General features: G+C 45.7%; 12 protein-coding genes. 8 read left to right on the top strand and 4 right to left on the bottom strand.

The annotated features are described in order from the left end of the window. Positions 1-43 precede the first annotated feature (43 nt). The 8 genes from ID165_RS14620 (at position 44) to ID165_RS14585 (ending at position 10,810) form a co-directional block, all read left to right on the top strand. Positions 44-4,156 carry a cellulase family glycosylhydrolase gene (locus tag ID165_RS14620; protein ID WP_192085558.1) on the top strand — a complete coding sequence of 1,371 codons (4,113 nt, stop codon included), beginning with the start codon at positions 44-46 and terminating at the stop codon, positions 4,154-4,156. A gap of 39 nt (positions 4,157-4,195) precedes the next feature. Beyond that, complete coding sequence (locus ID165_RS14615; RefSeq protein ID WP_192085557.1) at positions 4,196-4,357, top strand: hypothetical protein; 162 nt, start codon at positions 4,196-4,198, stop codon at positions 4,355-4,357. Between the two features lie 13 nt (positions 4,358-4,370). After that, on the top strand, positions 4,371-6,944 hold the full coding sequence (locus ID165_RS14610) for a hypothetical protein (protein WP_225586748.1): 2,574 nt from the start codon (positions 4,371-4,373) through the stop codon (positions 6,942-6,944). An 11-nt stretch (positions 6,945-6,955) separates the two neighbouring features. Further along, positions 6,956-7,666, top strand: a complete 711-nt coding sequence (locus ID165_RS14605) for an SGNH/GDSL hydrolase family protein (RefSeq protein ID WP_192085556.1) — start codon at positions 6,956-6,958, stop codon at positions 7,664-7,666. A 659-nt stretch (positions 7,667-8,325) separates the two neighbouring features. Next, positions 8,326-8,586, top strand: a complete 261-nt coding sequence (locus ID165_RS14600; RefSeq protein ID WP_225586746.1) for a ZIP family metal transporter — start codon at positions 8,326-8,328, stop codon at positions 8,584-8,586. 235 nt (positions 8,587-8,821) lie between these two features. Continuing rightward, a complete protein-coding gene (locus tag ID165_RS14595; protein ID WP_192085555.1) occupies positions 8,822-9,028 on the top strand; it encodes a hypothetical protein in 207 nt (68 codons plus the stop codon). Next, complete coding sequence (locus ID165_RS14590) at positions 9,025-10,443, top strand: transposase (protein WP_370539761.1); 1,419 nt, start codon at positions 9,025-9,027, stop codon at positions 10,441-10,443. The genes ID165_RS14595 and ID165_RS14590 overlap by 4 nt, the downstream gene beginning before the upstream one ends. Before the next feature lie 58 nt (positions 10,444-10,501). Then, positions 10,502-10,810: a hypothetical protein gene (locus ID165_RS14585; protein WP_192085554.1), complete on the top strand. Its 309-nt coding sequence runs from the start codon at positions 10,502-10,504 to the stop codon at positions 10,808-10,810. A gap of 682 nt (positions 10,811-11,492) precedes the next feature. On the opposite strand, the gene ID165_RS14580 is transcribed toward ID165_RS14585, so the two are convergent. Genes ID165_RS14580 through thiM form a run of 4 tightly spaced genes read right to left on the bottom strand, consistent with a single transcriptional unit; the run spans position 11,493 to position 14,388 of the window. After that, positions 11,493-12,143, bottom strand: coding sequence for a TenA family protein (locus ID165_RS14580; RefSeq protein WP_192085553.1), 651 nt, complete (start codon positions 12,141-12,143; stop codon positions 11,493-11,495). Then, a complete protein-coding gene (thiD, locus tag ID165_RS14575; RefSeq protein ID WP_192085552.1) occupies positions 12,130-12,963 on the bottom strand; it encodes a bifunctional hydroxymethylpyrimidine kinase/phosphomethylpyrimidine kinase in 834 nt (277 codons plus the stop codon). The genes ID165_RS14580 and thiD overlap by 14 nt, the downstream gene beginning before the upstream one ends. Then, entirely contained in the window at positions 12,960-13,595 is a 636-nt protein-coding gene (gene thiE, locus ID165_RS14570) for a thiamine phosphate synthase (RefSeq protein ID WP_192085551.1), read from the bottom strand. Before thiE ends, thiD begins: the two co-directional genes overlap by 4 nt. Continuing rightward, positions 13,588-14,388, bottom strand: coding sequence for a hydroxyethylthiazole kinase (gene thiM / locus ID165_RS14565; RefSeq protein WP_192085550.1), 801 nt, complete (start codon positions 14,386-14,388; stop codon positions 13,588-13,590). The genes thiE and thiM overlap by 8 nt, the downstream gene beginning before the upstream one ends. Positions 14,389-14,447: the final 59 nt, after the last annotated feature.

The following is a 14,447-nucleotide window of genomic DNA, read 5'->3' as shown; positions in this document are numbered from 1 at the left end:
CTTTATTATTATATATTTAGTTTCAACTCATAATAATCTGTATATGTTTAGAAAAGCAGCCTTATTGGCCAGTCTGGCGATGCTGGTAAGCTATCACGTCTGCTGCGCCCAGAGTACAGATGAAGTAGTCTTTCAGGATGGTGATCACGTCAACTTTGTCGGCAACAGCATCACCCATTCAGGTGAATTTCACAACTTCATCATGCTCTACTACGCAACCCGGTTTCCGGAGGCAAATGTTACCTTTTATAATTCCGGGATCTGGGGAGACAATGCCAACAGTTTCCTGCGTCGCATGGATGAGGATATCCTTGACAAACCGGCCGGTTATTCGGTCGTAATGGCTGGTATGAACGATGTGAACCGGGCACTGTACTCGGAAGAAAATCAGGGAGATCCTGATATTGAAACAAAAAAGGAACGGGCGATAAGCGACTATCGGAGTTATATGGAGACGGTGATCCAACGTCTTTTGGCGGCCAATACAGAGGTGATTTTGCAGAAGCCGTCCATATACGACCAAACAGGCGACCTACCTGCCCAAAACATGTATGGTGTAAACGATGCCCTAAAGCAGTGCGCCGATGTCATCGATGAGTTGGCGACAGAATATAACCTGAAGACTGTAGATTATTGGAGTATCCTCAACACCCTGAACCAGCAGATACAGGTAGGGAACCCACAAGCTACTTTGATCAGCAACGACAGAATTCATCCCGGCACTCCCGGGAATTTTATCATGGCATACCAGTTCCTCAAGCAAACAGGTGCTCCAAGAACAGTGGGATCTATCAGAATAGATGCAGCAACATTAAAACCATGTAAAAACTGCAGTATTGAGAACTTTCAGGCTTCTGATAGTTTGATTTCTTTTTCCTACCTGGCCAACAGCCTTCCGTTTCCGGTTGCCCCGGAGGCAAGTTCAGCATTGGAGCTGGTTCCTTTTATGCAGGAACTGAATGCCGAAACTCTCAAGGTAAAAGCATTGCCCGTAGGCGAATATGCCCTGACTATTGACGATGTCTTCATCGCCAATTACTCCCATGAAGATCTGGCGACCGGCGTCAATCTGGCACTGGAAAAAAACACACCTCAATATAAACAGGCCGAGCAGGTCAGGGAACAAACGGTCTTTTTCCGGTCCCTCCAGCGAAAACTGCGGGATATAAGAAGAGTGGAGATTAACTACCTGCCTGATTCGGTGAAACACGGCACTTTTGAAGATATTGAAACCTATATTGAAACCCTGAAGAATACAAATGATCTAAAATATACGCACAATAAAAATCTTTTTGATAGCTACCTGATCAACAAACCTGCTGAAAGCACTATTGAGCAACAGTTGGTAAACGTTATAAACGAAATTTACCTCATCAATAAACCTGTCGCCCGCCAATTTCGTCTACGCACCGGAGCAATGGACGATCCCGATGTAGGCATAACCCATGTCTGGGAGTTTGAAGACCCCGTGGTGAGCAATAAGGTGGAAGGCTGGACAATTGTCAACTACGGCAATGCAGGTACAGACAATGGAATATTAAATCTCACGGGTACACAGACCTACAACCATATCCGCTACGATGTTCCTGCAGGGAATGCGATTGATCCTGCCGAAAGTAAAACAGCTATTATCCTGTTGAAGAACACTACTGCCGATACCAAGGCGCGGTTTTATTGGTGGGGAAGCCAGGCCACTGCTGCCTTTGTAGAATTTGATATATCAGCCAATGATACCATATACAAGGAATACAAAATCGATTTGAGCAGGGATACGAGATGGGAAGGGACTATCAGTGCTATCCGCTTTGACGTGCCCAGCCCGTTGTATTCCTCGTCTTACGGTAAGGTGATCGAGATCGATTACATAAAGATGTCATCAGAAGTGCTGCCGGAGCCGGAACCGGAACCTGTGCAACCCATGGCGCCTTTGTTGCCCTCGCCGTTCGGAGTAAACCTTGCCGGAGCCGAGTTTGGAGATGATATGCCGGGTGTTTATGGCTCGGATTATAGCTATCCCACAAAAGAAGAACTGGATTATTTTAAATCTAAAGGCTTGAATCTGATAAGGTTGCCCTTTAAATGGGAACGGATTCAGCAGCAGCTGAATGGGCCATTGAATGTCGTGGAGCTGAGCAGGATGAAAACTTTTGTGACCGCCGCACGGGCCAGGGGAATGTGGGTATTGCTGGATATGCACAATTACGGCCGCAGGAAAATTGATACCACCGAATATATCATCGGAGATCCTGCGTTGCCCGTGTCTGCCGTTGCCGATGTATGGGGAAAGATTGCCGGCGAATTTAAGTCGAGAGAGAACATATGGGGCTATGGCATCATGAACGAGCCCCACGGGATGTTGCACACGACTCCCTGGGCAGGCATTGCCCAGGCAATAATTACCGAGATTCGGAATGTAGATGCAGAAACGACCATAGTTGTGGCCGGAGACAGCTGGAGTTCGGCAGAAAGATGGCCTTCGGCAAGCGATAACCTTAAAAACCTGAACGACCCCTCCGACAACCTGATCTTTGAAGGGCATGTCTATTTTGACGATGATGCTTCGGGGAAATACGACCAAGACTATGACGGTGAGGGGGCCAACCCAAACATAGGCATTACCAGAACCGCACCATTTGTAAATTGGATTAAACAGAACGGTTTCAGAGGATTTATAGGAGAATATGGGGTGCCGGACGATGATCCGAGATGGCTGGTTGCGCTCGACAACATGCTGGCCTACTTGCAGGAAAATTGCATAAATGGTACCTATTGGGCGGCGGGTCCGAGGTGGGGAAGCTATAGGCTGGCGGTAGAGCCTATCAGTGGTGTTGATCGGCCGCAAATGGCCACCTTGGAGTTATATAAGACAGCTAACTCTGAATGTGAAGGGCAGGGAGATTATCAGACGCACATCTGGGAATTTGACGAAACAGTGGAAAATAACCGCATCGATGGCTGGACCATTGTGAATTATACCAATGCTAATTCAGCGGATGGAATTTTGAATTTAACCGTTTCCCAGACCTACCAACACATTAAATATGATGTGCCCGCAAGCAATGTGATCGATCCGTCCCACAGTAAATATGCTTCTATCAAGTTGAAAAATGAGACGCCGGATACCAAAGCTAGATTTTACTGGTGGGGGCCAGCTGGTGACAATGTTGCCAATTTTGTGGAGTTCGACATTTCGGCTAACGATACGGATTACCAAGAATACATTGTAGATCTAAGCGAAAATACCGATTGGACTGGAAAGACCAGTATCCGTATTATCCGTTTTGATTTGCCTGCTATGGCAAGCACCGCATCGCTAGGTGAAAACGTCCGTGTCGATCAGGTTAAATTACTCTCTTCTATTCCAGAAATCCAAGCCTACACTTGGCATTTTGAGGAGCCCGTGGTAAACAACAAGGTAGAGGGCTGGAATATTGTGAATTATACGAATGCAAGCACCTCCAACAGTGTTCTTTCGCTCACTACTGCTCAAACCTACCACAACATCCGGTATGATGTGCCAGATGCGGAACCAATAGATCCAAGTGTCTATAAATATGCCACCATTAAAATGAAAAACGTAACCGGTGACTCGAAAGCCAGATTTTATTGGTGGGGGCCGGTAGGTGACAATGTTGCCCATTTTGTCGAGTTTGATATTTTAGCTAACCATTCAGATTATAAAGAATATACCGTAGAGTTGAGCGAGGAAGCGTCGTGGACGGGAAAAAGCCATATCAGGATTATCCGGTTCGATGTGCCCAGCCCGGTGAGTCAGGCTTCTTTTGGTAATGTGGTAGAGATAGATTACATCACCTTGTCACCGGACAGCCCGCAGATAGCTCAGGACAGTGTGCTTTTGAATCCAATAATTACGGCGATGTTCAATGACAGAATGGAAAGCAAATTGACAGTTTACAAAAATGAAGGGGGACTCATGTCCATTGGAGTAGATGTCCCGGAAGACACCCGGGGCAGAATTACGGTTACTGATATGTTTGGTAAAAGGCTGGGGGATGAGTCCCGCTCATTTACAAAAGGTCTACAAGCTGTTGAAGTAAGGTTAGAAGGTACTCTTCCCGGATTTTACGTTGTCACTTTATATAACTACGGGAGTGGAGAAAAGGTAAGTAGCAAGTTCATGATCCGATTACAATAAAGCTATGTCACTAATAAAGAACAGAAAAAAAATCCTTGGATGGCAGTGGAAAACCCTTTGCTTTTCGGTATTGTCGCCATCAGGAAAATCAGTTCCATTTTCGCAGCGGAAAATCGAGGTCAATCCCGAAATGAAACAAAGCCCCTGGTATCTTCAGTGGCAAATACCATGTCTTCAACGGCTTTGACAGCCCTTGAATAAACCTTTTTTTGCAATGCAGATAAATGTAAATGTACCTATGTTAAAAGTAAAAGTATTAGTGTTGAGTATACTGCTGCTGGAGGGATTTGGCGGCCTTTCCAATAAAACCTTTGCACAGAATCCGCTTCCGCTGGTAGAGGGATCTCTAAAAGGAACTCCGTTTCACAACATTACACTGGAAGCATCCCTAAAGCCTTTCAAGCAGAACGATGAAGCCTACTTTAAAAAAGTGGCGGCGGAAATGTTTACACAGTGGCATTCTTTGCTCAGACATGCCGATACCGTTTCAGTGATGCTATGGACGTCAGATGGCTCGGAGATACTCGATTACTCTGGAGATCTTAACCAGGCGCTCGAGTGGTCGAAATATATAGGAAACCCGAACACGGTACATGAGGTTGGGTCAGGACCAAAAGAGCTGTCGCTTCACGAGCGAGCCTATTTATACATGGAAAATCCCCCGGCTTTCACCTATAAAGATCTAAAACTTATTGTCAAAACATTGAAAGAGACAGGAGAGGCAATCACCGGAAAACCCGTGAGGATCGGAGCTACCTTTGATCCGGGACCCGAATTTGCCAAATCACCTTTCAAGTATGAAAAGCATCCGGAAATACTGGAAGGTAGCGCGATGGGTCACAAGTCATTTGTGTTCAGTTATGCTACACTGAATGCCGATGACGCTGCCTATGCCGGATTTCCGGAGGGCATTCCCGAAGGTATGCCTTTTGGTACTTTCTTTGGGCGCCAAAGTCAGCATTTCCTGTCTGACCTGGACTTTGATTATATCTGGTTCAGCAATGGGTTTGGATTTGGCATGGAGCCATGGGCATCTACAGGAACAATTTTTACAGGTAACGGTTTCAATGCGGATAAGCTGGAAGATACCCGTAGAAAAATCATTGACTTCTGGAGCTTGTTTCGCAAGGAATGTCCTGATTTCAGGATCGAGACCCGCGGCACAAATCTTTCCACAGGTGTTGACCTTGCGAAAGACGGCGTAGATCTAAAGGCGATTTATGAAGGTGATTTTAACCTATTACCGCCTCCCAATTCCCCTTGGGCGGCACTTGACGGCGATTTTGGACTGGAGTTGGTAGGATACTTGTCACGGATGGCAGAGCTACCGGATGACCGTTATATTTTCCGGTACTACACGCACGATCCCTGGTGGCTCAACAGCCCTTGGCTCGATCGCTATGGCCGGGAGCCTCATGATATTTATCTGCCCATGTCGGTTGCCCGGATCAACGGTAAGGGGGAAGTGGGACTACCTACGCATTTGAACTTTTTAACAATAGATGATTCTTTTGGGAATATGCCAACTCAGGTTCCTGACGAGGTAATTTCGCATATCATGAAAGCAAGGTATGACGCACCTACGGCTCCAGGCCCCTTGGTTTGGGTATATCCCTTTGAAGAATATCATCAGTGGACACATATGCAGCCAAGCCGTCTAGCCGAAATTTACTATGGCGATTGGTTTATCCGCCAGGCCATTAACAACGGATTGCCTTTGAATACCGTGATCTCTACCGGGAATTTCAAATCCGCTCTGCAAAACCAGCCGAAGTTATTCGAAGAATCGGTTTTGATAAGCATTGTCCCGGATGCAGGATCAGAGTATGAAAAACAACTGATGGGATTTGTGAAAAACGGTGGGAAGGTAATCGTCTATGGCCCGGCGGATTTTGCCGGTCAGGAGTTTCTTTCGCTGATCAATCTAAGGAATGAAAACCCGCTCGAAGGAGAATTTGGTATTTCAGGAAATTATGAAAATGATATTCTGAAAGAGGAATTTCCGAAAATGATCCGCCACGATGCCTTGTTTTCTGGTGGCGGTTTGCGAAGCAAGATAAATGACAGCAAGGATCCGCATACGCGTGTTTTGGTAAAAATGTCGCAGGGGAGTCATTCGCGCGATGTACTCTGGGTGAGGCAGGATCCCGATTGGAAAGAAGGGAGGATCGTTTACCTGCGTGGAACCAACTCCAGCCATTTTGAAGGAGAGCGGCTGCTGAAGCCTGATGATCCGACAAAATATTTCACAGGGCCCGCTTACTTGCGGTATGTGCTCAAAGAATTCGGGTTGGAATATGCCGTTGACAAACTTAATCCTGCGATAAAGAGTCCGGTGTTGAGCATTTCACGCAGCAACAATGGTTTTTTCTTTGCCGGATATGTGCCTAACACTACCGTTGATCACCGGTTTAAATTTGGTCAGGGAGCGCCTGTATTGTTGGGCTATGATACGGAATTGGAAGATGGTTTTGCGACTTACTCTTTTCCTACGGCATGGAACCGCGAGTGCCGCGTTTTTGTGCGGCAAGAAAGCGGAATAGTATCTTGTAAAGAAATGCATTCCGGCGAAATGGGAGTTACCCGGAGGCTGCAGGTTACGGGACTCGAAAATGCCACTGTGAGGATATATCCCGACGAAGGAATCGAGGAAGATGAGATCAGTTTCTACCTGAATAGTGGGTATCCCTGGAAAACAGGCAAGATATCATCGAAAAAAGGTAAAAAAGAGTTTGGCAACAGTTATGTAGTGGAAGGTGTGACCGGCGAGCTGGTGGTATCTTGGTAAACAGTTTTAAAATGAGAACAATAATTTTCATGTTTTTGATTTTCCTGATGTCCGGATATTCTGTGTCGCAGGACCAAAAAGGGGCAGATACCGCCGCCTATCTTTCAGACCTTAAAAAGGAACTGACCACTCGCTGGCCGAACAACAGGACGATCAATCTGGTCTTTCACGGGCATTCTGTACCGGCGGGGTACTGGCACAATTCTGAGGTCCATACCCTTGATTCTTACCCTAATATTGTACTTGGGAAAGTGAAAGAAATGTATCCGCATGCAGTGGTGAACGTCATCGTGACGGCCATTGGCGGAGAGTATTCCGAGAAAGGGCAGCCGCGTGTGGCCACGGATGTGCTGCCACATAAACCTGATGTGTTGTTTATCGACTATGCGCTGAATGATCTGGGCATTGGCCTGGAAAGAGCCGAAGTGGCCTGGGGAAAAATGATAGGGGAGGCTTTGGAAGCAAACCTCAAGGTGATTCTCGTGACACCGTCGCCTGACCAGCGACACGATATCCTGGCACACGACAATCAGCTCGAACAGCATGCAGAGCAGATAAGAAAACTAGCGGCCAAATACAGCGTAGGACTGGCAGATCCCTTTGCGGAGTTTCAAAAGAAGGCTCTGGAAGAAGGAAATATCAAAGCCTACATGTCGCATGTGAATCATCCCAACCGCCGGGGACACGAACTGATTGCCGATGAAATTGTGAAATGGTTTTGAATGTACGGCGGGAAAAAAACCAGCTTTAAGAGTTGCTGCTTCCTGCCGCCATGAGCAATCAATAATCAGATATAGTATTTAATTTCCTTTCCAACTGACCAGTGACAGAGATCGACAGGTTCCTCCTAACTCCAGCCATTTCCATGGCAAATCCCTATATTGTGGATAGCTTTCTGGTTTTCGCCAAAAAACACCCTAGAACCGGTGCTTAAGATAATGTCATGGGGACACTTCTAAGGAGGGGCTGTTACGAAGCGTATCGGGAAACAGGGCTTTTGGGAAGGAATGAGGTGTGTTTATAAAAATACTCCATGGCAAATTATTTTAGTGAAGTAGCCAGCCTGCGTGATGGGATTATATAATTTTATTCCTTTCCCCTGTTCTTTATCGCCTGAGACCCTCAAGTACAGAGACTGAAAGGACCTGCGAACTGCACTAACTTTTACCATTCTTCCGGACATAGATCCGGATATGATCGATACCTTTTGATCCTGAATTAAGACTAAATGCGACAAATGGAAATTTGTTGACCGTAAACTTTTATTGCCGATAATCTATTTTATCATCTTAAAGTATGATTAAGGCTAATCCTACATTAAATATAAACTCAATAGATAAATAATATTTGATTACTATTGGTAAAACATGATGAATGGGATATGGAAGAATTATTAAATTATAATCCTGTATTATTAGCACTAGTAGCTACGTTATTCACATGGTTTGTTACAGCAGCAGGCTCATCAATGGTTTTCTTTTTCAAATCAATAAACAAAAGGGTTCTTAATTCAATGCTTGGATTTGCTGCAGGGGTAATGATTGCTGCAAGTTTTTGGTCACTTCTAAAAGAGGAGGATTTTTACGAAGACGATTTTTATTTAATAGACAAAATAAACCGCTCAGTTAATCTAAAAAAATGATTAGCGAAATCGAAAAAATTGAAATGGACAACGGAAAGCTTATACAAAAGAAAAGTTGATCCCGAAATATTTGTTGATAATCGAGTCTTAAAATTATCAGAAATGAGTTAAAAAAAGCCAGCAGGTAACAACTAGGTTTTCGTTTGGCTATTTACTAGATACTTAAAATAAAAAGGCCATAATTTGGATTTATGGCCTTTTTTTGAGATTATTATATCTAGTTAATAAACTAGATATGGGATATCCAACCAAAGTACAACTCATCAAAAGAGCAAAAAGCGAACAGTGGTATGTCAATTTTCCTGCTGCCGTTGCCCAGGCCATCGAATTTCATCAAGGAGAAGTAGTGGAGTGGATCATCGACGACCACCAGAGACTGGTTCTGCAGCGCAGTGACCAGTCCGTAGCGGACCTTAAAAAAAAACTCCCGGAGAAGATCTGAAGGGAGTACTGGAAGGGATTTTCTTAGAATGCCAATCCTGCTTCAAGCAGTTTCGCACCTGGCAAAGAGCCGCAAGGCTGGTCAACGGGGTGCTTTCCTGTATGGGGCGTTCCACCATTACAGGTTGGCTGACCGCAAGTGGTGATCAGTTTAAGGACTGGTCGGCCGCCTATCGCCTTTTCAAAGGGGACAGGATGGATATTGCCGGGATTTTCGGTGTCATCCGAAGGAAAGTTGTCACATTGGCCGATCCGGTACAGCGGTATGTTTTTGCCCACATGGATGACACCTTGTTACCAAAAAAAGGAAGAAACGTGTTTGGTGCCCGTTGGCTCAGGGATGCGCTTGGCCCACCTTTCCAGACTAATCTGGTTTGGGGGCAGCGGTTCATCCAGCTTTCATTATCCTGTTTTTCAAAAATGGGCCCGGTACAGGCCCGGGCCATCCCCGTTGATCTACATCATTGCCCCAGTGTAAAAAAGCCCGGTAAAGCGGCAGGGGAACAGGATTGGCAACTGTTCCGTGAAACCCAGAAAAAAGCCAAGCTCAGCGTCATCGGTGCCCAACGGATCAGGCTCTTGCGTGAAAATCTCGATCAGGATGGCTTTACCGACAAGGAACTGGTGGTCAGCGTGGACGGAAGCTATACCAACGAAGCGGTTCTGAAAAAGCTCCCTGCCAACACCATTCTGATCGGCAGAATCCGGAAAGACTGTAGCCTCTACCTGCCTCCAGAGCCTCCCACATCCGGTAAGGGACGGAAAAAAGTCTACGGAGAACCGCTTCCGACTCCCGAGCAAATCCGCCAGTCCGATGACTATTCCTGGGTAAAAGTCCAGGCATGGGCGGCTGGAAAAGTTCACGGGTTTCAGCTTAAAGTTATCCCGACTGTCCGCTGGAGAAAAGCCGGAAACAAAGATTTGAAACTGGTTATCATCCGTCCGGTTTCCTACCGCAAAACTCTCAAGTCACGCCTGCTCTACCGGGATCCGGCCTATCTGGTCTGTACCGAACCGGAGCTGGACCTGGGCACACTGCTGCAAGCCTATCTCTGGAGATGGGGCATAGAGGTCAACTTCAAAGACGAGAAAACTATTTTGGGATGCGGGGAAGCCCAGGTCAGAACCGAGCAGGCCTGTGAAAAAGTCCCCGCATTCCTCACCGCCGTCTATTCCATGCTTCTGCTGGCCTCAGAAACTGCAAAAACGCAAGTCCTCCCCCGTCCAAAGTGGTATAAATCAGAAAAATCGATCCGTACAACAACAGGTGACATCCTCAACCAATTCAGGGCAATAAACTGGGCCCACACTTCAAAAATCAATTTCTCCGACTTCGTAAACATCCAGAAAAAAATGCAAACCCTCAAAAAATCAGATAATCCTATCCTCTCCGCATTGTTTCATGCTAGAAATTAGCCAAACTTGAGAACTAGGTTTTCGTTGCGTGCTACGCACGCAACGAAAACCTAGTTGGTTGAACAAATCCAGCGGGAGAAACAAGTTTACCCATTCAAGGAAACACCCCCTGGCTGCTGTCAAGGAAGTGTCAGATGCGCTGATGCGAATAGAAAAAACCACACAGCGACTGGATATTGCTTTTTCCCGTGTTGAGGCTCTTGAGCATACCGTGGAAAATGCTGCCCTTTTGTTCGAAAACGGGGTCGCTAATTACCTTGAAGTTATAACAGCACAGGGCATTCTGCTCCAAAGCCAACTAGATCTAAGCCTTACGCTTCCATTGACCTCTATAGGGCTCTGGGAGGCGGTTGGCAATAATTTGTAAATAAAGGATGAGTACAGCGATATCGGGAAGGATGGGAGGAGGTAGAACAACCAACTTTTATCACCCATCCGGCCATAAACCCGGAAACCATTTAATTCTGAATCAGATAGTAAAATGATAACAGAGCCGATCACCCTCTCTCTTCAGGAGAGGGCAGGGGTGAGGTAGAAAAGCCAATTTCAAATTGATAAGGATATTAGGGTGGAATTACAAATCCCGCCCAGTTATCACAAACCATTTGACTGTAAAATAAATCACTATCAGATACCTGAATATGAAGGAGTTAACAATATTACTTCACATAAATAAATACTTTGCATAATGGGTCTTATGTAAAGTTTTACATAAAGCCCATAATCACCCGATTGGCAACTTGATGACTTCAGAACAGGACAAGCGACAGTTGTTCTCCTGATCTGGGCGGAACTGGCGGAACATCCATGACTAAACGATAGTGAAAGCCCTTATGAGGGACTGTTGGTTCAACCAAGGCATGGTCACCAATTAACGTTTCAAAATCCTGACCTTATCGGTTGGGGTTTTGCATTTCTACCAGAATCCGGGAAGGGATAAAATCACCATTTAATGCCTAGGCTTTCATGCTGCCTCCAAAAGTTAGCTACTATACGTTACTTTCTCAAAGTCTTAGAATCCGGGTTTAACATTCTCTCTTACTTCGCAACTAAACCCAAGTTTTCAACTGATAGGCGTTATCCCAAAAGTCAAACTCTAATCGGGTGGCTGTGACAAATGCTTCCATCATATCGTTTCTTGTTTTTTCCGTTGTACCGAGAGCTGCCTTGTCGCAGATAGTAATCGCTTTCATTACTGCTTGCGCAAATTCCTCCCCTCCATAGGTATCGATCCATTTTTGATAGGGATTGGTCGAGGAGGATTGATTCTCCAGAATGTAATCCCCAACTGCCTTGTAGATCCAAAAACACGGAAGAACGCTGGCCATACCTACTTCCACCGCATCAAAAGCAGCGGTGCTTTTTAAGAAATGAATGTAATGGTGACAGGCAGGCTGGGCTGCTACTTTGCCCTTGATCCCGAATTCATTAAAATAGGATTCGTGTAATGCCTTTTCTACAATAATCGCATTTTCGGCAAATCTGATGAAGGCAAGTGAATCACCAGTTTCATGGGAGCGTGCCCCTATCACTGCCAATGCCCTTCCAAAATGTTCCAGATAGTTTGAGTCCTGGGCAATGTAGAATTGGAATTTTTCTTCACCCAATGAGCCATCAATCAATTCCTGGATAAAGGGCATGTCCAGGATTCGCAGATAAATTGGCTGGATCTGCGTCCAGGCTGAATCAGACCATGTCATTTTTTATAAGTTTTTGAGGGTTGAAAAAGTGGTTGAGCGGACCGTTCCCCTTGCCGGTTACCACGTCTTTGCCGGCAAAGATGGCCTGATGAACATAGTTCTTTCCAAGTTGGATAGCTGTTGGTAAATCATTTCCCAGCGCTAAATAACCAGCGATGGCTGAGGATAAAGTACAACCCGAACCGTGCGTGTTGTTGGTTTTGAGTTTTTCATGTTCAAATGACTTCACACTGCCGTCCGCATCAAAAAACAGTGATGTGATTTTCGGGAGATTCAGGTGTCCGCCTTTGAGCAATATGGCATTGCTGCCCAGCTTCAATATCTTCTCACCTGCTAGGTACATGTCTTCTACCGTGTTTACATTCATTCCGGCCAATATCCCGGCTTCATCCATATTGGGAGTAATGAGTGTTGAAATGGGAAACAACTTTTCGACAATCACTGACTTTGTTTTCTCCTCAATCAATCTATGCCCACTCGTGGCCACCATGACAGGATCGAAAACCAGCGGTACCTTGGGGTATTTTGCCAGTATTTCAACAATCGTATCCACGAGCTCGCCCGTATGCACCATTCCTATTTTTATGGCCTGCGGGAAAATATCATCCAAGACGGCTTCCATCTGCTCCGCCACTGCCTCTATGGGAATGGGGAAAATAGACCGCACACCCTGGGTGTTTTGAACGGGTAAAGCTGTCAAAACAGAGGTAGCATAGCACCCCAGGGCAGAGATGGTCTTGATGTCAGCCTGAATACCCGCCCCTCCGCTTCCGTCAAATCCGGCAATCGCCAAAACAGAAGGATAACTGTATTTTTTCATAGTGAATTCATTAATATCCCCTTCAGTGAATAGGCAGCTTCCCGTGGGTCATCCGCAGCGCAGATCGCGGAGACCACGGCAATGGAGTCCGCTCCCGCATTCATTACTTCAGAGACGTTGCTTTGATTGAGTCCACCAATAGCAACAAGTGGTTTCGTAGTGAGTTTTCTGATGGTTTTCATTCCCTCAATGCCCCATTCTGTGATGGTGTCAATTTTCGTCGGGGTAGAGAATACCGGGCTCACCCCCAAATAGTCCGCGGCTGCGGTTTCTTTAGATTCCAATTGATTCATATACTCGATGGAGTATCCAAGACACTGACAATCTTTCCATATTTCCCGAATTACAGTTGGGGCTATATCCGAATTGCCTACATGTATCCCAAAAGCGTTGATTTTTTTCGCCACTGAGACGCTGTCATTAATGATGAGAGGGACATTATACTTATCGGTGATTTCTTTGACCTGCAAAGCTTTGGATGCATACTCTTCCGGGTTTAGTCCCTTTTCCCTATACTGTACGATGTCAACACCTCCCTGAATCGCCTGCCCAATCACATGCAAAAAGTCCTTTTTGCAAGCAGCCTCCGAGACGACCAAATACAGTTTATATGGGAATGGATTTCTATCCATTGTTTCTGATTTTCAAGACCGCGACAAATTCATCTTCTGTCAGGTGATACAACTTATCCAATAGGTTGGCCTGTAGGGTTCCCGGGCCTTTGCTTTGGTGGGCTGCCAATTCACCACTGATGCTGAACAGGGCGGTTGCTGCACAGACCGCTTCTTCCCTGTTTTCAATGACGGCGATAAATGCACCGATCACCGCAGTCGCAGAGCATCCTAAGCCGGTTACTTTTGTCATCAACCCATCACCATTACTGATGAAGGTCTGCCGGGAATTGCCCACGATGATGTCTGTTTCTCCCGATATGCAGATTATTGATCCATATTTTTGATGAACGTATTCCGCGGCGTGAATCGCTTCATCACTTTTGGCGGTGCTGTCAACCCCTTTGGTTGAGACTCGGTCAGCTTGGGCAAGTGCCATAATTTCAGAAGCATTTCCTCTTATTACCGTGGGGGAATAGGCCAAAAGTTGCATCAGAACCTCATTTCGATAAGGAGAAGCACCGGCACCAACAGGATCCAATACCCAAGGTTTGTTTAACTCATTGGCTTTTTGCGCGGCGAGAATCATGGACTTCACAAAATATTCATCCAATGTACCAATGTTGATGACCAGCGACTGACAGATATTTACCATGTCCTCAACTTCGGAATGGGCGTGAGACATAATAGGTGATGCTCCTACAGCCAATAAAGCATTGGCCGAATTATTCATGACCACGAAATTGGTGATATTGTGGACTAGGGGAGAGGTTTGCCGTACCTTCTGAATGTGTTTCCAGAGATTTTTTGCCATTGTTTTTTACTTTTGGAAAGTGAAAATGGCTAAAGGAATTCCTTTGGATAAAAAGAAAG

Origin of the sequence: Algoriphagus sp. Y33 (genome assembly GCF_014838715.1) — a bacterium.
Lineage (GTDB): Bacteria > Bacteroidota > Bacteroidia > Cytophagales > Cyclobacteriaceae > Algoriphagus.
The sequence above is the reverse complement of the archived record's forward strand: the minus strand, read 5'-3'. Positions and strand labels throughout refer to the sequence as shown.